The 17535-nt window shown below is 71.6% G+C and carries 14 protein-coding genes, 1 tRNA gene and 1 riboswitch; of the genes, 3 read left to right on the forward strand and 12 right to left on the reverse strand.

All coding sequences use genetic code 11. From position 1 onward, the window contains the following. Positions 1-348 precede the first annotated feature (348 nt). The gene (locus IE245_RS22935; RefSeq protein ID WP_444545741.1) at positions 349-1176 is read left to right on the forward strand and encodes a hypothetical protein; all 828 of its coding nucleotides are present in this window, start codon (positions 349-351) and stop codon (positions 1174-1176) included. A 143-nt stretch (positions 1177-1319) separates the two neighbouring features. Here the strand turns inward: IE245_RS22935 and IE245_RS22940 are convergent, their stop codons facing one another. From IE245_RS22940 to IE245_RS22950, 3 genes are all read right to left on the reverse strand, one after another. Then, positions 1320-1649, reverse strand: a complete 330-nt coding sequence (locus tag IE245_RS22940) for a hypothetical protein (protein WP_189950577.1) — start codon at positions 1647-1649, stop codon at positions 1320-1322. An 86-nt stretch (positions 1650-1735) separates the two neighbouring features. After that, a complete protein-coding gene (locus IE245_RS22945) occupies positions 1736-2638 on the reverse strand; it encodes a Bax inhibitor-1/YccA family protein (RefSeq protein ID WP_189950579.1) in 903 nt (300 codons plus the stop codon). 181 nt (positions 2639-2819) lie between these two features. Continuing rightward, positions 2820-2905, reverse strand: a tRNA-Leu gene (locus IE245_RS22950). Between the two features lie 402 nt (positions 2906-3307). Between IE245_RS22950 and IE245_RS22955 the strand changes: the two genes are divergently transcribed. Further along, the gene (locus tag IE245_RS22955) at positions 3308-4078 is read left to right on the forward strand and encodes an ABC transporter ATP-binding protein (RefSeq protein WP_189950581.1); all 771 of its coding nucleotides are present in this window, start codon (positions 3308-3310) and stop codon (positions 4076-4078) included. 58 nt (positions 4079-4136) lie between these two features. Next, positions 4137-6668, forward strand: coding sequence for an ABC transporter permease (locus tag IE245_RS22960; protein WP_189950583.1), 2532 nt, complete (start codon positions 4137-4139; stop codon positions 6666-6668). Positions 6669-6733: 65 nt separating this feature from the next. Here IE245_RS22960 and IE245_RS22965 read toward each other — a convergent pair whose 3' ends face one another. The 9 genes from IE245_RS22965 to IE245_RS23005 form a co-directional block, all read right to left on the reverse strand. Beyond that, a complete protein-coding gene (locus IE245_RS22965) occupies positions 6734-8032 on the reverse strand; it encodes an SAM-dependent methyltransferase (protein WP_189950584.1) in 1299 nt (432 codons plus the stop codon). A gap of 161 nt (positions 8033-8193) precedes the next feature. Continuing rightward, positions 8194-9582, reverse strand: coding sequence for an NAD(P)/FAD-dependent oxidoreductase (locus IE245_RS22970; protein WP_189950587.1), 1389 nt, complete (start codon positions 9580-9582; stop codon positions 8194-8196). Between the two features lie 369 nt (positions 9583-9951). Beyond that, positions 9952-10866, reverse strand: a complete 915-nt coding sequence (locus tag IE245_RS22975) for a Ppx/GppA phosphatase family protein (RefSeq protein ID WP_189950589.1) — start codon at positions 10864-10866, stop codon at positions 9952-9954. Beyond that, positions 10863-11414, reverse strand: a complete 552-nt coding sequence (locus IE245_RS22980; RefSeq protein ID WP_189950591.1) for a DUF501 domain-containing protein — start codon at positions 11412-11414, stop codon at positions 10863-10865. Before IE245_RS22980 ends, IE245_RS22975 begins: the two co-directional genes overlap by 4 nt. Positions 11415-11434: 20 nt before the next feature. Beyond that, complete coding sequence (locus IE245_RS22985; protein WP_189950594.1) at positions 11435-11905, reverse strand: FtsB family cell division protein; 471 nt, start codon at positions 11903-11905, stop codon at positions 11435-11437. A 101-nt stretch (positions 11906-12006) separates the two neighbouring features. Beyond that, the gene (gene eno / locus IE245_RS22990; protein WP_031013622.1) at positions 12007-13293 is read right to left on the reverse strand and encodes a phosphopyruvate hydratase; all 1287 of its coding nucleotides are present in this window, start codon (positions 13291-13293) and stop codon (positions 12007-12009) included. Positions 13294-13581: 288 nt separating this feature from the next. Continuing rightward, a complete protein-coding gene (locus tag IE245_RS22995; RefSeq protein ID WP_189950596.1) occupies positions 13582-14310 on the reverse strand; it encodes a LysM peptidoglycan-binding domain-containing protein in 729 nt (242 codons plus the stop codon). 4 nt (positions 14311-14314) lie between these two features. After that, positions 14315-14491, reverse strand: a riboswitch (cyclic di-AMP (ydaO/yuaA leader). 264 nt (positions 14492-14755) lie between these two features. Then, complete coding sequence (locus tag IE245_RS23000) at positions 14756-15886, reverse strand: LysM peptidoglycan-binding domain-containing protein (RefSeq protein WP_189950598.1); 1131 nt, start codon at positions 15884-15886, stop codon at positions 14756-14758. Between the two features lie 141 nt (positions 15887-16027). Further along, complete coding sequence (locus IE245_RS23005) at positions 16028-17257, reverse strand: cytochrome P450 family protein (RefSeq protein WP_189950833.1); 1230 nt, start codon at positions 17255-17257, stop codon at positions 16028-16030. Positions 17258-17535 lie beyond the last annotated feature (278 nt).

A 17535-nucleotide genomic window follows, 5' to 3' on the forward strand; every position in this document is an offset into this window, starting at 1 on the left:
CGCCTGAGGGACGAAGGCGGCACCCGCCCGCAGCGGTGGCGAAGCCCAGCGCGACCACGAAAGCGAGCGGCTGAGCTGAGCCGTAGCGGAGGGTGGGCGGCCGCTTTCTCCATTCGCCGAGCGCGTCAACCACCCCGCGTCCAAGCCGTGACCGAATCTCCCCCAGGATGTGACATACATCCCGGGGGAGTTTGTTTTCGCAGGTCAGGGCCGTTACGGGACTAAACACCCGGCCAAAATACCTGTCCGTTTCGTGACGTAATGCACTGACAGGGGGTCCCGGGGCGCGACAAGCTGATGTAGGAAGTCGGGGGATCGTCTCGAATCGGGAGTACGTCAGTGAGCGCCATGTCTCTTGCCCTGCTGCTGACCACGGCCGCTGCCACGGCCGTGGGCGCTGCTGCCCTGCATCACGTGCGGGGTCTCCGCAAGGAGGTCACCGCCCTGCGCACCGAGCTCGCCGCGGACCGCGGCGTGACGGTCCCCGCGGCCCGCACCTCGCCCGCCGCCGAGATACGGGCCGCGGTCGCCGAGGCGCTGGCCGAGGAGCGCGAGCGCGAGCTCGCCGAGGCGCGGGCCTTCTGGGCGGCGCAGGAGGCCCGGGACGCGGCCGACGCGCCCTCCGCCCTCCTCGGCGGACTGGGCGGCGAGGAGCCCACCGGGCTCTTCGTGCCGCGCCAGACCGACTTCGTGGGCCTGGAGGCGATGGCCCTGGAGGCCATGGAGGCCGAGGCGGCGGCGCTCGACGGCATCGCCGACCCGGTGGACGACTTCCCCGAGTACCCCGAGGACTCCGCGGAGCTGGCCGCCGCCCGCCGGCGGCACCCCTCGCACCCGGACTTCGTGCCGGTGCAGACGCCGGTCGTCACGGACCACGAGCGCACGGTGGCGCGCCTGGAGGAGCTGGCCGACACGGCCACGGCCCTCACGGACGTCCGCCCCGGCCCGCTCGGGACGCTGGACGTGTACGTCTTCGCCGACGGCACGACGCTCTGCATGACCCCCGGTCACCGCGAGACCGCCGAGCGCCTCGCCGACGCCCTCCGTGCCGGCCGCACCCCGATCCTCCTCGGCGGCTCCGGCGTCTCCGGCGCCTTCGCCCTGACCTTCTCCTACGGCGACACGGACGAGGAGAACGTCTACATCCTCGCGGATCGCGTCATCGCGTCCCTCTGATCCACCGCGCCCCTCGCACGGTGAGGCCCCGGGGCCTCACAGGCTTCGGGGCGCCGCGGCGGCCTCCGGCCGCCGGACGGGGGCCGGGGTGGCGCCCCGGCCGCGGATCCCGAGCAGGCCCGCCCGCGGATCCCCCGCCGCCGCTACAGCCCCGAGCGCTCCAGCGCCTCCCGTACCAGCCTCACGGCCTCGTCCAGCTCCCGTTCCGGGGAGGGGGACGGGGCCGTTCGCAGTGCCTCGGCGAGGTCCGTGCCGGCCACCGCCAGCTGGTCGGCGACCGCGAAGACCCCCGCGTCGGGGATGACGCGCGGCTCGGCCCCGGGCGTCTCGACCCGCTGCGACCGCACCGCGAGTTCCCGTGCCAGGGCCAGCCCCTCCTCCGCCGCGCCCCGCTGGAGGCGGCTCTGGGGGGCGGCCCGCAGCCGGTCGGCGAAGCGTTCCACGGCGGCGGTCAGTTCACTCGTATCCAGCACCCGGCCGACCCTACCGCCCCCCGCGCACGCGGAAGGGCCCGCCCGGCGGGTGCCGGACGGGCCCTTCCCCCGAGTCACGGGGTGCGTCAGTCGTCGCCCTGGAGGATCGACAGCAGACGCAGCATCTCCAGGTAGATCCACACCAGGGTCATGGTGAGGCCGAAGGCGGCCAGCCAGGCCTCCTCGCGCGGCGCGCCGTAGGTCACGCCGTCCTCGACCTGCTTGAAGTCGAGGGCGAGGAAGCAGGCGCCCAGGATGATGCCGATGACACCGAAGAGGATGCCGAGGCCGCCGCTGCGGAAGCCGAGGCCGTCACCGCCCGCGAAGACCGAGAACAGCAGGTTGACCACCATGAGCAGCATGAAGCCCATGGCCGCGGCCATCACGAAGCCGGTGAAGCGGCGGTTGACCCGGATCCAGCCCATCTTGTAGGCGATGAGCACACCGGCGAAGACCGCCATCGTGCCGAGCACGGCCTGGATGACGACGCCGTCGGCGATGTACGTCGAGACGGCGGCCGAGATCACGCCGAGGAAGACGCCCTCGAAGGCCGCGTAGCCCAGGATCAGCGCCGGCGACGCCTTGCGCTTGAAGGACTGCACGAGCGCCAGGACCAGGGCGACCAGGGCGGCGCCGATGGCGATGCCGTAGGACTTGCCCAGGTTCGCCGGGTCGACCGGCAGCAGGAACCAGGACAGGACGGCGGTGAGCACGACCGTGCCGAGCGTCATGGCCGTACGGCTCACGACGTCGTCGATCGTCATCACATTGCCGCGCGCCTGCTGCGGGGCGCCCGCCTGGACGTCCTGCGGCGCGTAGGGGTTGGTGGCGTACGGGTTGGTCGCACCCTCGGCGTACGGGTTGCCGGTCGCGTACGGGTTCGTTCCGACGGCGGGGCCCCCGGCCTGCGGCTGCTGCGCGTTGAAGCCCGCGTAGCCGTTGTCGCGGCTGAACCCCCGTCGCGAGAAGACCGGGTTGCTGCTCCTCATCTCACTCCTCCATGGACGGCCGCACTGCGCGGCCTTGCGTCAAGGGTAATGCGTAGGCAAAAGAAACTCTCTAGTGCTCGGGGAGGATCTTTTCGAGGAGACGGGGAAGGCGGGCGGAGAGGGAGGCGGGAGGGCGGGAGGAGGGGCGGTGCGTCCGGCCGCAGGATCCCCTGGGGCCGGGTGGTGCCCGGAACCGGACTTGAACCGGTACGGCCCGAAGGCCAGCGAGGTTTAAGCTCGCCGTGTCTGCTATTCCACCATCCGGGCGTTGCCGCGGTTGCTCCGCGTTAGCACAGGAGCCTATCGGGGCCCTTCCCCCGTTCAGCGGTAACGAGGGAGCGATGTTGTCTTATTTTATTGACGTCTGAGGGTGCGTCAGCGCAGGTGAGCGGGGTTTTCGCGAACTGCGGCCGAGGTCGCGGGCGCAAAGCGGCCACCCCTGGATTGACCAGATCTCGCCGCAGGTGTGTCACCTCCCGCCGCGGCCCCCTCGTCGGGGTCGCCGTCATACCAGAGGAGGAGGCGGGAGGGGCGCGGTCCGACCCGAGAGGGCCCCGGGAACGGGCACGTGGGCGGACGACCGCGACACGAACGTTCGAAACGATGGAGGGGTTCCCGGAGCTCCGGGTTTCCGCTCATCCGAACGACCGTCGTGACAGGAGTCCCCTCGTGACCACCACTCCCACCGTGCCCCGCGCCACCGCGGTGGCCGCCCGCGCCACGGAACTCACGAAGGTCTACGGCCAGGGCGAGACCCAGGTGGTCGCGCTCGACCGGGTCAGCGTGGACTTCCGCCAGGGCGAGTTCACCGCGATCATGGGCCCCTCCGGCTCCGGCAAGTCGACGCTCATGCACTGCGTCGCCGGCCTCGACTCCTTCTCCTCCGGTTCGGTCCGGATCGGCGAGACCGAGCTGTCCACCCTCAAGGACAAGCAGCTCACCCAGCTCCGCCGGGACAAGATCGGCTTCATCTTCCAGGCGTTCAACCTGCTGCCGACCCTCACCGCCATGGAGAACATCACGCTCCCCATGGACATCGCCGGCCGCAAGGCGGACCAGGCGTGGGTCGAGAAGGTCATCGACATGCTCGGCCTCTCCGGCCGCCTCAAGCACCGCCCGACCGAGCTCTCCGGCGGCCAGCAGCAGCGCGTCGCCGTCGCCCGCGCCCTCGCCTCCCAGCCGGAGATCATCTTCGGTGACGAGCCCACCGGAAACCTGGACTCCCGCTCCGGCGCCGAGGTCCTCGGCTTCCTGCGGAACTCGGTGCGCGAGCTCGGCCAGACCGTCGTCATGGTCACCCACGACCCCGTCGCCGCCTCCTACGCCGACCGGGTGATCTTCCTGGCGGACGGCCGGATCGTCGACGAGATGCTGCGCCCCTCCGCCGACGGCGTGCTCGACCGCATGAAGGCCTTCGACGCCAAGGGCCGTACGAGCTGACGCGGACGCGCCGGCCCCGCACCTGACTTCCGTCCCGCCTTCCTCCAGGACCTCACCCATGTTCCGTACCGCCCTGCGCAACGTCCTCGCGCACAAGGCGCGGCTGCTGATGACCGTGCTCGCCGTGATGCTCGGCGTCGCCTTCGTCTCCGGCACCCTCGTCTTCACCGACACCCTCTCCCAGGCCTTCCGGGGCCAGGCCGCGAAGAGCTACGACGACGTCGCCGTCGCCGTCAGCATGCGGCCGGACCCGGAGGAGGCCGCGAAGAACCCGGGCCTCTCCCAGGCCGTCGTCGACAAGGTCGCGAAGCTCGACGGCGTCACCGGCGTCCGGCCCCGCGTCGACGGCTTCGCCGGCGTGCCGGACGCGAAGGGGAAGCTGATCGGCTCCGGCTGGTCCAACAAGGGCACCAACTTCGCCCCCGGCTCCGACGGCAAGGACCCCGCCCTCGCCTTCACGACCGGGAACGGCCCCGCCCGGCCGGACCAGATCGCCCTCGACGAGGAGACCGCCGACAAGGGCGGCTACCAGGTCGGCGAGCGGGTCCGCGTCGCCACCAACGGCCCGGTGAAGGAGTACACCCTCGCCGGCGTCTTCACCACGGAGGACGGCGCCGTCAACGCCGGCGGCAGCCTCGTCGTCTTCGACGCCCCGGTCGCCCAGAAGCTCTACCTGAAGCCCGGCTACTACTCGGACCTGAACGTCTCTGCCGCCGCCGGCGCCGACGACGAGAAGCTCCGTGACGAGGTCCTGAAGGTCGTCCCGAAGGCCGCCACCGCGCAGACCGGCCAGGCCCTCGCCGACCAGCAGGCCCGCGACATCGAGGCCGGCCTCGGCACGCTCAACCAGATGCTGCTCGCCTTCGCCGGCATCGCGCTCTTCGTCGGCGTCTTCCTGATCTCCAACACCTTCACCATGCTGGTCGCCCAGCGCACCAAGGAGCTCGCCCTGATGCGGGCCGTGGGTGCCTCGCGCAAGCAGATCACCCGCTCCGTCCTCGCCGAGGCCGGCATCGTCGGCCTGGTCGCCTCCGCCGTCGGCTACGTCCTCGGCATCGGGCTCGCCGTGGGCCTGCGCTCCGGCATGGCCGCCTTCGAGATGAAGGTCCCGGACGGCGAGCTGGTCCTCGGCGCCACCCCGCTCCTCGCCGCCTTCGGCGTCGGCGTCGTCATCACCATGCTGGCCGCCTGGCTGCCCGGCCGCCGCGCCGCGAAGATCCCGCCGGTCGCCGCCATGAACAGCGTCCACGCCACCCCGAACGCCAAGTCGCTCGTCGTGCGGAACGCGATCGGTGCCGCGATCACCGCCATCGGCGCCGTCCTGATCGTGCTCGGCGCCGACGCCGGCGGCGACGAGGGCCGGATGACCATCGCGGGCGGTGCCTTCACCACCCTCATCGGCGTCATCATCCTCATCCCCTTCCTCTCCCGGCCCGTGATCGCCCTGATCCGCCCCTTCTTCGTGAAGGCCTTCGGGATCGCCGGCAAGCTCGCCGGCCTCAACGCGGTCCGCAACCCGCGCCGCACCGGCGCCACCGCCTCCGCGCTCGCCATCGGCCTCACCCTGGTCACCGGCCTCACCGTGATCGGCGTCAGCGCCGGCCAGGCCCTCGACAAGATGACCGTCGACCAGATCAAGGCCGACTACATGGTCTCCATGGCCAGCGGCGACGGCCTGTCGCAGGAGGCCCTGACGGCCCTGGAGAAGGCCCCGGGCGTCACCGCGGTCTCCCCGCAGCAGGCCGGTGCCTTCGACATCGGGGGGAAGTACGTCTCCGCCTCCGGCGTCACCCCTGGCGACATCGAGAAGGTCCTCGCGGTCGACGTGCTGCAGGGCTCGCTCGCCGGGCTCGCCGACGGGCAGATCGCCGTCGCCGAGAAGACCGCCGCCGGCCGCGGCCTGAAGGTCGGCGCCTCCGTCCCGGTCGAGTACCTGGACAAGAAGAAGGGCGAGCTGAAGGTCACCGCGATCTACAAGGACAGCGAGTTCCTCTCCCCCGTCCTCGTCGACGCGAAGGTGCTCGACGCGCACGACCCGCAGAAGTACATCGGGCAGATCTTCGTCTCCACCGACGGCGGCCCGAGCGGTGCGCACGAGCAGGCCCTGATCAAGGCCCTGGGCGACAACCCGGCCATCACCGTCATGGACCACAAGGACATCCGCGACGAGTTCGGCGGGACCATCAACCTGATGCTGAACATCATGTACGGCCTGCTCGCGATGGCCCTGATCATCGCCGTCCTCGGCGTCGTCAACACCCTCGCGATGTCCGTCTTCGAGCGGCAGCAGGAGATCGGCATGATCCGGGCGATCGGTCTCGACCGCCGCCGGGTGAAGCGCATGGTCCGCCTGGAGGCCGTGGTCATCTCGGTCTTCGGCGCGATCGTCGGCATCGGCCTCGGCACCTTCCTCGCCTGGGCCATCGGCAAGACCTTCGAGTCGAGCCTGCCGGGCTACGCGCTGGTCGTGCCCTGGGACCGGGTCGGGATCTTCCTCCTCCTGGCCGCCCTGGTCGGCGTGCTCGCCTCGCTCTGGCCGGCCCGCAGCGCCGCCCGCCTGAACATGCTCACCGCCATCAAGGCCGAGTAGGCACCCGCGGTACGAGAAGGGAGGGCCGGTCCCCGTGCGGGGACCGGCCCTCCCTTCTCCTCCTCCTACCGCTCCGTCCACTCCCGCGACCGCAGCGGCAGCCCGCTCGTCCCCACCACGGGCGTCCTCACCGCCAGGAACTGGTTCACGCCGATCCGGTTGCGCTCGAAGGAGACCGCCGAGGCCGCCATGTAGAGCCGCCAGATCCGGGCCCGCCCGGGCGAGGTGAGCCGGACCGCCCGGTCCCAGTCCTTCTCCAGGTTCGCCACCCAGCGGCGCAGCGTCAGCCCGTAGTGCTCGCGGAGCGCCTCCACGTCGCGGACCTCGAAGCCGGCGTCCTCCAGGGCCGTCAGGGTGCGGCCCATCGGGGCGAGTTCGCCGTCGGGGAAGACGTACGCGTCGATGAAGGGGTCCACCCGGTACGCCTCCTCGTCGGGCTCCGGGCGGCGCGAGATCTGGTGGTTGAGGAGCCGTCCGCCGGGCTTCAGGAGGCCGTACAGGAGGTCGGTGTACTCCCGGTACCTCGCCGCTCCCACGTGCTCGGCCATGCCGATCGAGGAGATCGCGTCGAACGGCCCGTCCGGCACGTCCCGGTAGTCCTGGACCCGGATCTCGATCCGGTCGGTGAGCCCCTCCTCGGCGATCCGCTTGCGGGCGAAGGCGGCCTGCTCGCGGGAGAGGGTGATGCCGACGACCCGGGCGCCGTACTCGCGGGCCGCGTGGATCGCCATCGAACCCCAGCCGCAGCCGACGTCGAGGAGCCGGTCTCCCTCCTTCAGGGCCAGCTTGCGGGCGACGAGGTCCAGCTTGTCGCGCTGGGCCTCCTCCAGGGTGCCGCCGTCCGTCCAGTAGGCGCACGAGTAGACCATCGACGGGCCGAGCACCAGCGCGTAGAAGTCGTTGCCGACGTCGTAGTGGTGGCTGATCGCCTGCCGGTCGCTGCGCCTGCTGTGCCGGCCGCCCCCGCGGCCCTTCGCCTCCTCGGCCGGCGGCTTCGGCGGCGGCAGCGGCCCGGCGAGCCGCAGCAGCTCGGCGGCGGCGGCCCGCGCCCGCGGATCGCGTGCGGCGTCGAGCAGGCCCCGGGTCTCCCCGCCGCGCTCCCAGATCAGTCCGGAGAGCCGGTCCAGGGCCTCGTACAGATCGCCCTCGACGTCGATCTCGCCGGCCACCCAGGCGCGGGCCAGGCCCAGTTCGCCGGGCTTCCAGATCATGCGGCGCAGCGCCTTGCGGTCCCGGATCACGAGCACGGGTCCGTCTCCCGCCGGCCCTGCTTCGCTGCGGTCCCAGGCGCGCAGGCGCACCGGCAGGGGACTTCCCAGCAGATCCTCGGCGAGGGTCGCGAGCCGCGTCGCGGCGTCGGCCATGGTGAAACACCTCCGTGGTCCTTGCCCCAGATTGGTTCGTCACCCAGGGAACACCGTCCGTAGGGGTTTGCCATCCCGCCGCGACGCAAGGAGTCCGCAGAACACGCCGAAGGGCCGCCCGCACCACGGATGACGGACGGCCCTTCGGTACTGCGGGGGTGTTACGACGCCTTGGCCTTCTCCGGGGCCTTGGCCGCGGCGGGGGCCGGGGCGGGCTTGGCGGCCTCGTAGAACTCCTCGCGCGGCGTCTCCATGGCGCCGAGCGAGACGACCTCGCGCTTGAGGAACATGCCGAGGGTCCAGTCGGCGAAGACGCGGATCTTGCGGTTGAAGGTCGGCATCGCCATGCCGTGGTAGCCACGGTGCATGTACCAGGCGAGACGGCCCTTGAGCTTGATCTTGAACTTGCCCATGACGATCATGGCGACGCCCTTGTGCAGACCGAGGCCGGCCACGGCGCCCTTGTTGGCGTGGCTGTACTCCTTCTGCGGGAAGCCGCGCATGCCGGACACGACGTTGTCGCCGAGGATCTTGGCCTGGCGCAGGGCGTGCTGGGCGTTCGGCGGGCACCAGGCGCGCTCGGCCGGGACGCCGGCCTTGATGGCGGCCAGGTCCGGGACCTGGGCGTTGTCGCCCGCGGCCCAGACGTAGTCCATGCCGTTGACCTGGAGCTTCTCGTTGCAGTCCACGTGGCCGCGGGGGCCGAGCGGGAGGCCGAAGCGGGCGAGCGCCGGGTTGGGCTTGACGCCGGCGGTCCACACGATGGTGCTGGAGTCGACCTCGAGGCCGTTCTTGAGCACGACGTGGCCGTCCACGCAGGAGTCCATGGAGGTCTCCAGGTAGATCTCGATGCCGCGGCTCTCCAGGTGCTCCTTGCCGTACTGGCCGAGCTTGGGGCCCACCTCGGGGAGGATCTTGTCCGCGGCGTCGACCAGGATGAAGCGCATGTCCTCGCGCGACACGTTCTGGTAGTACTTCGCGGCGTCGCGGGCCATGTCCTCGACCTCGCCGATCGTCTCGGCGCCGGCGAAGCCACCGCCGACGAAGACGAAGGTCAGGGCCTTGCGGCGGACCTCCTCGTCGGTGGTCGAGTCGGCCTTGTCCAGCTGCTCGAGGACGTGGTTGCGCAGGCCGATGGCCTCCTCGATGCCCTTCATGCCGATGCCCTGCTCGGCGAGGCCGGGGATCGGGAAGGTGCGGGAGACGGCACCCATCGAGATGACCAGGTAGTCGAACGGCAGCTCGTACGCCTCGCCGACGAGCGGCGCGATCGTGGCGACCTTGCGGTCCTGGTCGATGGTGGTGACCCGGCCGGTGAGCACCTCGGCTCCGCGCACGACGCGTCGCAGCGGGACGACGACGTGGCGCGGCGAGATGCTGCCGGCGGCGGCTTCGGGGAGGAAGGGCTGGTAGGTCATGTACGACCGGGGGTCGACGACCGTGACGGTCGCCTCGGCGTAACGCATCTTCTTGAGGATGCGCCGCGCGGCGTACAGGCCAACGTACCCGCCGCCTACGATGAGGATCCTGGGACGCTCCGTGGTGCTCATGCCATCGAGTATCCACCCACTCGGCGGGGTCACCTCGTGCGCCCCTTCACAAGCTTCCGAGGGCACTCTGCTACACTCCGCCGCCCACGTGATCCAGGTCATGGTCGTGCAAAGGAACCGGAATGCACTGGTGAACGTTGTTCACCCCTACTGAACTGGCCCGGAGAGCGCCCGTTAACGCTGAACCAGCAGGTGCGTTCACACGATGGAAACGTCGAGCGAAGAGGCCTCCGCACCTACGAAAGGGCCCTGAGGGCCCCCTCGGAGGGTCCGAAGACCTTCCTCAGGTGCCATCAGGGCGCTTTTCCTTGTGAAGAACTTCACGAAGCTTTTCCGACAGGCTGTCGCCGAAGCCTCGATAGCTGCCCGCTATGCCACGGATAGGGCGATCCCATCGAGGATGTCGTGCTCGCTGACGACGACCTCGGCGGCTCCGACCCGCTCGACGATCTCCTGGAGGACGAGCGCGCCGGCCACGATGACGTCCACCCGGCCGGGGTGGACGACGGGGATCGAGGCCCGCTCGTCATGGGTGGAGGCGAGCAGCCGGGCGGTGACCTCGGCGACCTGTCCGGCGGTGATCCGGGAGTGGTGGATCTTCGTGGAGTCGTACTCCGGCAGCCCGAGCGCGAGAGCGGCGACGGTGGTCACCGAGCCTGCCAGGCCGACGAGGGTCCCGGTCCCGGCGATCGGCACGGTCTCGGCGGCGAGGTCGAGGGCGGCGCGGACGTCGGCGCGGATCGCCTCGGCCTCCTCTGCGGTCACCGGGTCGTGGCGGACGTGCCGCTCGGTGAGCCGGACGCAGCCGATGTCGACGGAGCGGGCGGCCTCGACCTCCCGCGTGCCGACGACGAACTCGGTGGAGCCGCCGCCGATGTCCACGACCAGGCGGCGGTCGTCGCCGGGCAGCGAGCCGGTGGCGCCGGTGAAGGAGAAGGCGGCCTCCTGGTCGCCGGAGATGACCTCGGGCTCGACGCCCAGGATCGCCACGACCCCGTCGACGAAGTCCTGCCGGTTCTCGGCGTCGCGGGAGGCGGAGGTGGCGACGAAGCGGATCCGCTCCGCGCCCAGCTCCCGGACGACCGCGGCGTACTCGCGGCAGGCGGCGAAGGTCCGCTCCAGGGCCTCGGGGGCGAGTCGGCCGGTCTTGTCGACGCCCTGGCCGAGCCGGACGATCGTCATCCGCCGGTCCAGCTCGATCAGCTCGCCGGTCTCCGGGTGGACGTCGGCGACGAGGAGGCGGATGGAGTTGGTGCCGCAGTCGATTCCGGCGACCCGGGTCACTTGACGGACTCCTCGTCGTCGGCGCGGCCGTCCGCGCACGGATTCACGCACGGGCCCTTGGCCCACCACTCGGGGAGCATCGCGAGGGCCTCGTCGCCGAAGGGGTTCACGCCGGGGCCCGCCACGAGGGAGTGGCCGACGAGGACGTGCAGGCACTTCACGCGGTCGGGCATGCCGCCGGCGCTGGGGAAGCCCTCCAGGACCTCGATGGCGTCGCGGCGGGCGAGGTAGTCCTCGTGCGCGGCGCGGTAGGCGGCGGCGAGCTCCGGGTCGGTGGCGAGCCGGGCCTGCATCTCCTTCATGACCCCGTTGGCCTCCAGGGTGCCGATGGCCGAGGCCGCCCGGGGGCAGGTGAGGTAGTACGTGGTCGGGAAGGGGGTGCCGTCGGGCAGCCGGGGCGCGGTCTCGACGACGTCCGGGTTGCCGCAGGGGCAGCGGTGCGCGATGGCGCGCAGACCGCGCGGGGGGCGGCCGAGCTGGGCCTCGAAGGCGGCGACGTCCGCCTCGGTGGGCTCGGTGCGTTCGGTCTGCGGAGGGGGCGTGTCCATGTCTCGGATCCTGGGTCGGTTCAGTTGCGGTCGGCGTCGTCGACGCCGTCCCAGAGGTTGTCGTACCAGGGCCGGTCGGCCGTGCCCTGGTCGGCGCGGGGGCGGTCGGCCGCCCCGGGGTCGTTCACGGTGAAGCCGGTCTCGCCGGGGAGCACGTAGTGCAGGTGCTCGCGGGCGAGGCGGCGGACGTAGGCCGGGTCCTGGAGGCGGGCCTTCTCGTCCCGCAGCTCCTCGACCCGCCGGGCCGCCTCGGCGGCCCGGCGCTCCTGTTCGGCGATCTCGCCCTGCTGGGAGACGTAGCTCCTTATCGGGTAGGCGAGGGCGACGACGAGGGAGCAGACCACGAGGGCGAGGAAGGCGGCGCGGCCGGTGAGCCGGGAGCGCCGGGCCTGGCGGCGGGTCTGGGAGCGGTAGACACGGGCCGCGGTCTGCTCGCCGAGCAGCCTGATCCGGGTCGCGGTGGAGAACCGGTCCCCGTTCTTCACGGCCATGCCGTCTCGCCTCCCCTGTCGCCGGTGTCCCTCAAACGTGCGTCCCCGCACACGGTACGGGACCGGGTGCGGGGACGGACGGAAGCTGCCTGCGGTGAGGCTCAGCCCTTGAAGCGGGGGAAGGCGCTGCGGCCGGCGTAGACGGCGGCGTCGTCGAGGATCTCCTCGATGCGCAGCAGCTGGTTGTACTTGGCGACGCGCTCGGAGCGGGCCGGGGCGCCGGTCTTGATCTGGCCGCAGTTGGTGGCGACGGCGAGGTCGGCGATGGTGACGTCCTCGGTCTCGCCGGAGCGGTGGGACATCATGCACTTGAAGCCGTTGCGCTGGGCGAGCTCGACGGCGTCGAGGGTCTCGGTCAGCGAGCCGATCTGGTTGACCTTCACCAGGAGGGCGTTGGCGGACTTCTCCTCGATGCCGCGGGCGAGGCGCTCGGGGTTGGTGACGAAGAGGTCGTCGCCGACGAGCTGGACCTTGTCGCCGAGCTTCTCGGTGATGACGTTCCAGCCGGCCCAGTCGTCCTCGAACAGCGGGTCCTCGATGGAGACGAGCGGGTACGCGGAGACGAGCTCCTCGTAGTACTCCGTCATCTCGGCGGCGGAGCGCTCCTTGCCCTCGAAGAGGTACTTGCCGTCCTTGTAGAACTCGGAGGCGGCGACGTCCAGGGCGAGGGCGACGTCCTTGCCGGGCACGTAGCCGGCCTGCTTGATGGCCTCCAGGATGAGGTCGAGCGCCTCGCGGTTGGAGCCGAGGTTCGGGGCGAAGCCGCCCTCGTCGCCGAGGCCGGTGGAGAGGCCCTTGGTCTTCAGGACGGACTTGAGGGTGTGGTAGACCTCGGTGCCCCAGCGCAGGGCCTCGGAGAAGGACTCCGCGCCGATCGGCGCGATCATGAACTCCTGGATGTCGACGTTGGAGTCGGCGTGCGACCCACCGTTGAGGATGTTCATCATCGGAACGGGCAGCAGGTGCGCGTTCGGGCCGCCGAGGTAGCGGAAGAGCGGGAGGTCGCTGGCCTCGGAGGCGGCGTGCGCGACGGCGAGGGAGACGCCGAGGATGGCGTTGGCGCCGAGCGACGACTTGTCCGGGGTCGCGTCCAGGTCGAACATGGCCTGGTCGATCAGGCGCTGCTCGGTGGCGTCGTAGCCGACGAGCTCCGGGCCGATCTGCTCGATGACGGCGAGGACGGCCTTCTCGACACCCTTGCCGAGGTAGCGGTTCTGGTCACCGTCGCGGAGCTCCAGGGCCTCGAACGCACCGGTGGAGGCACCGGACGGCACGGCAGCACGGCCGGTGCTGCCGTCGTCGAGGCCGACCTCGACCTCGACCGTGGGGTTGCCTCGGGAGTCCAGGATTTCCCGGGCTACGACGACGTCGATGGACGGCACGAGCATCTCCTTCTGGGATGTGACGCTAGGTGTGACGCATGGGTCGCAAGGTCTCGTTCGCCTTGCGACAAGAGCCTAACCGGCTCCGGCGCTCCGGCCAGCCGACCGCCCGTCCCCTGGGACGAAAAAGGACCCAAGAGCATGCAGGAGGGGACGAAAGGCCCGTGAACTACTGGACGGTAACGGCAGAACCCCGGTCCCGAGCCACGGGGGAAGGGGCTCGGGACCGGGGTGGTCACCGCGGGAGGGTCGTCGGGCGCCGGTGAGCCGCCGGACTCACCGGTGCCGCGGGGCTCACTTCAGGTGGAGCTGCTGACCCGGGTAGATCAGGTCGGCGTTCTCGACGACGTCCTTGTTGAGCTCGAAGAGCTCGGCCCAGCCGCCGTCGACGCCCTGCGCCGTGGCGATCTTGCTGAGGGTGTCGCCGGCCACGACCTTGTACTCGCCGTCGCCCTTCTTGACCTTCTTGCCGGTCGGGGTGGTGACGGTCTTCTTGGCGGCGGCCTGCGGGGCGGCCTGGGTGCGCGGCTTCGGGGCCTGGCGCTGCTCGCTGCGGGTGGCGGGCTGCTCGGCGGAGCGCTTCGGGGCGCTCTGCTGCTGGGTGCTCTGCTGCTGCGGGGCGGCGGCCTCGGCGGCGCCACCGTCGTAGGAGGCGGAGGAGAGGCCCACGCCGCAGCTCGGCCAGGCGCCCTTGCCCTGGCCCGCGAGGACCTTCTCGGCGACGGCGATCTGCTGCGACTTGCTGGCCTGGTTGGCGGTGGGGGCGTAGGCGGTGCCGCCGTACGCGGCCCAGGTGGAGGCCGAGAACTGGAGGCCGCCGTAGTAGCCGTTGCCGGTGTTGATCGACCAGTTGCCGCCGGACTCGCACTGGGCGACGCGGTCCCACTCGGAGGCGGTGGCGGCGGAAGCGGTGCCCGCGGCCATCAGCGGGGCGGCGACGGCCGCGCCGGTGACGCCGACGAGGGCGACGACGCGGGTGGCCTTGGAGGGACGACGACGCTTGCCCGTGCCGGAGAACAGCATGGAGTTTCCTCTTCACCGACGCCTGTGAGGTGAGCTGTCGGGTTCGGGCTTGAAGAGTTCGCCCGGCCACACGTCCTTGCGTGCGGCTTCACCCCTAGCCGGTCGTTCCGTCCGTCTGGTCGACGGCCGGGACCGGCACGAACCTTGGGTCCCCCACTCCTGCCTGCGGCGCTTTCGCGACGACAGTTCCCGACGGCCGACGGCAGGACTCGGCGTTTCGGTCGACGGGGCCCGCGGTGGCGAGCGGTGACGACCGTAGACACACAGGTGCTCGAAGTTCAAAGAGGCTCACAACGGACAAAACGCCCTTACTTGCACTCCGTCAGACCTCGTTTGCGCAGGTGAGGCCTGACGGAAGCAAAGTTTGCGGACGTGACACGCCAGTTGGGGTGAAGAGATCCATGTCTCATTTTCCCAAAAGCGGACATACATCCCTGAAACGCACTCAGTTCTCCGCGGCGGAGGCCTTCAGTTCAAGGCTCTGACCAGGGAGGATGAGGTCCGGATCGGCCCCGACCGTCTGGCGGTTGGCGTCGTAGAGGGCGTCCCAGCCGCCGGCGAGGTCGTTCTCCTGAGCAATCTCCGACAGGCTGTCACCCGGCCGCACGGTGTAAGCGTCACGTGCGTCCGAGTTGACGGGGGTTGAGGAAATCTTGTCCGCAGCTGCGGCATGTCGCCCGGATTCCTGCTCGGTGTCCGTTACGCCACTTTCCTCCGGGGCGGCCTCACCCCGGTGCTTGCCCGTGCCCGGCGTCGCCGACGGCGCGTCAGCCGTGCCCTCCGTGCCGGGGGTCACCGGGTCGGTGGGCGCGAGGGGGGCGTCCGGGGCCTCCGGGGTCGTGACCGGGGCGTCCGGCGTGCCCGGCGTGCCCGTGGAGGCGTCCGGAGCGGTCGGCGCGGTGCCGGTCGGCGCGTCCGGGACGGCGCTCGCGGGCGGCGGCGTGACGGCGCCGGTGGCCGGCGCGGTCACGGGCGCGGCGGGGGCGGTCGGCGTCGCGGGGGCGGTGGTGCCGCTCCCCTTCTCCTCCACGGCCTCCGGGGCCTCCTGCGTCGCCTTCGCCGTCTCCCTCGCCTCCGCCGGCCCCTCGGCCCCGGCGGGCGGGGTGGAGACGGCGGTGCCGCCGGTCCAGTTGGACTCCGGCGCCACGCCGCCCTCGTCCTCCTGCTGGACGGCGGGGCCCGGCCGCACGCCCGTGGGCTTGCCGTCGTTCTCCAGGCCCGCGATCGGGGCGCAGGTGTCCCAGGCGGTGCTGCCGGAGGAGAGCGCCACCTCGGCGACGGCGATCTGCTGGGCGCGGCTGGCGAGGTCGGGGCTGGGGGCGTAGTCGAGCCCGCCGTGCCGCTCCCACGCCTCCTGCGTCATCTGGAGGCCGCCGAACGCGCCGTTGCCGAAGTTGGCGCTCCACTGGCCGCCGGACTCGCAGGCGGCGACCCGGTCCCAGGTGGCCGCGTCGGCGGCGGAGGCGGAGCCGGTGGCGAGCAGCGGCAGGGCCAGGGCGGATCCGGTCACTCCGGCGGTGACGACGAGTGCGGGAGCCTGGCGGGGTCGACGGTGTCGTCCGTTTCCGGAAAGCATGTCGGGGCCTTTCGCGTGACGGCGGTACGGCGGGGACGGCCGTGGTGGGGCCGAACGTTGGCGCGAACGTAGCCGCATTCGAACGTCCGTCACAAGTCGATGGCTTCGCGATCACGCGAAGATCACATTTCTGACACGCCGTCATCCGCCGTACGGGGGTGCGGAAGGGGTGAACTCGACCGGAAGCGTGCGCAATCCCCTCATGATGAGCCCCCCGCGCCACCGCAGTTCGTCCGGATCGACCGCGAGTCGCAGGTCCGGCAGGCGGGTCAGGAGGGTGGCGAGCGCGGTCTGCCCCTCCAGGCGGGCGAGCGGCGCGCCCAGGCAGTAGTGGATGCCGTGTCCGTACCCGAGGTGCTGGTTGTCCTTGCGGGCGAGGTCGAGGGTGTCCGGGGCGCCGAAGCGGTCCGGGTCGCGGTCGGCGGCGGCGAGCACGACGAGGACCGGGTCGCCGGCGGGGATCGGCTGTCCGCCGATCGTCAGGGCGGTGGTCGCGTACCGCCAGGTGGCCAGCTCGACCGGCCCGTCGTAGCGCAGCAGCTCCTCGACGCCCGTCTCCAGGAGGCCGGTCCCGCCGGCGGCGAGCGAGGCCTGGAGGAGGGCGCGCTGCTCCGGGTTCCGCAGCAGGGCGTAGGTGCCGTTGCCGATGAGGTTGATGGTCGTCTCGAAGCCGGCGAAGAGGAGGACGAAGCACATGGCGACGGCCTCGGCCTCGGTGAGGTGGTCGCCGTGGTCGGAGGCCCGGATGAGCCCGGAGATGAGGTCGTCGGCGCCGTCCTGCCGCAGGCCTTCGCGCTTGCGGTGGATGAGCTCCGCCAGGTACCCGCGGATCTTCTTCACCGACCGGGCGACGCCGCCGCGCGGGCCGCCGCCGTGCCGGATCATCATCCCGGCCCAGTCCCGGAAGTCGTCCTGGTCCTCGGCGGGCACGCCGAGCATGTCGCAGATGGCGTAGATGGGCAGCGGGAAGGCGAACTCGTGGATGAGGTCCGCGCTCCCCCGCGCCGCGAAGTCGTCGATGAGCCGGTCGGTGAGCTCCTGCACGCGCGGCGCGAAGGCGGCGACGCGGCGCGGGGTGAACGCCTTCGACACCAGCCGGCGCAGCCGGGTGTGGTCCGGCGGGTCGATGTTGAGGAGATGGGTCATGAGCCCGGCGCTGCGCTCGCCCGGGATGCCGGTCTTGCCCGGCTCGGCGTGGTGCACCGGGTTCTTCGAGAGGCGCTGGTCGGCGAGGGCCTGCCGGGCGTCCGCGTACCGCGTGACGAGCCAGGCCTCGACCCCGCTGGGCAGCGTGGTCCGCCGCACGGGCGCGTGCTCCCGCAGCCAGGCGTACGCCGGGTAGGGGTCGGCCGCGAACTCCCAGCTGAACAGGGCGGGTACGGGCCCCTCGCCGGCACCGCCCGGCGCACCTCCGGAGACGGGACAGCCGCCGGGCGCGGCGGTCGCGCCGGCGGCGGCGGATGGATCGGACGCTCCGGCCGCGGCGCGGGCGGCGGTCGTGTCCGGATCGGAGGGCGTCCCGGGCGCTCCGGGCGCTCCAGGCGGATCGAATAGATCGGGTGCTCCGGACGCTCCGTGCACTCCGGCCGCGGCGGTCGCGGCGGTCGCGTCCGGCTCGGAGGGCGTTCCGGGCGCACCGGGGGTTCCGG

Source organism: Streptomyces roseolus, from assembly GCF_014649855.1.
Classification (GTDB): domain Bacteria; phylum Actinomycetota; class Actinomycetes; order Streptomycetales; family Streptomycetaceae; genus Streptomyces; species Streptomyces roseolus.

Coding starts and splice junctions, on each gene's coding strand:
- IE245_RS22935 (WP_444545741.1), top strand. CDS start 349: ATGTCTCTTGCCCTGCTGCTGACCACGGCCGCTGCCACGGCCGTGGGC.
- IE245_RS22945 (WP_189950579.1), bottom strand. CDS start 2,638: ATGAGGAGCAGCAACCCGGTCTTCTCGCGACGGGGGTTCAGCCGCGAC.
- IE245_RS22960 (WP_189950583.1), top strand. CDS start 4,137: ATGTTCCGTACCGCCCTGCGCAACGTCCTCGCGCACAAGGCGCGGCTG.
- IE245_RS22965 (WP_189950584.1), bottom strand. CDS start 8,032: ATGGCCGACGCCGCGACGCGGCTCGCGACCCTCGCCGAGGATCTGCTG.
- IE245_RS22970 (WP_189950587.1), bottom strand. CDS start 9,582: ATGAGCACCACGGAGCGTCCCAGGATCCTCATCGTAGGCGGCGGGTAC.
- IE245_RS22980 (WP_189950591.1), bottom strand. CDS start 11,414: ATGGACACGCCCCCTCCGCAGACCGAACGCACCGAGCCCACCGAGGCG.
- IE245_RS22985 (WP_189950594.1), bottom strand. CDS start 11,905: ATGGCCGTGAAGAACGGGGACCGGTTCTCCACCGCGACCCGGATCAGG.
- eno (WP_031013622.1), bottom strand. CDS start 13,293: ATGCTCGTGCCGTCCATCGACGTCGTCGTAGCCCGGGAAATCCTGGAC.
- IE245_RS22995 (WP_189950596.1), bottom strand. CDS start 14,310: ATGCTGTTCTCCGGCACGGGCAAGCGTCGTCGTCCCTCCAAGGCCACC.
- IE245_RS23000 (WP_189950598.1), bottom strand. CDS start 15,886: ATGCTTTCCGGAAACGGACGACACCGTCGACCCCGCCAGGCTCCCGCA.